This window comes from Vogesella mureinivorans (assembly GCF_007644035.1).
GTDB lineage: Bacteria > Pseudomonadota > Gammaproteobacteria > Burkholderiales > Chromobacteriaceae > Vogesella > Vogesella mureinivorans.
In genome coordinates, this window is the sequence record NZ_VMTV02000442.1 from 1 (window position 1) to 295 (window position 295).

The following is a 295-nucleotide window of genomic DNA, read 5'->3' on the forward strand; positions in this document are numbered from 1 at the left end:
TATGGATTCAATATCACTTGGGCTTATAGCATTCAGATTTCCGTCATAAGGAATTCCATCCACCACATATAAAGGATCGCTGGAAGCACTTACCGAACCAATACCCCTGATTCTGATCGTAGCAATAGCACCCGGCTGCCCAGAAGAACTTGTAGTCTGAATTCCCGGCACCTGCCCTTCCAGAGCTTTGGTAATATTGGTTACAGGTCTGTTGTTAATTTTATCGCTGGAAATCGTTGCTACCGAACCGGTATAGCTGTTTCTCTTGGCTTTTCCGTAAGCTACGACAACCACT

The 295-nt window shown here is 45.1% G+C and carries 1 protein-coding gene; it reads right to left on the minus strand.

Features of this window, described 5'->3' with window-relative positions; genetic code table 11:
* On the minus strand, positions 1–295 hold a 295-nt coding region (locus FLQ44_RS25580; protein ID WP_147694468.1), incomplete at both ends, for a TonB-dependent receptor plug domain-containing protein.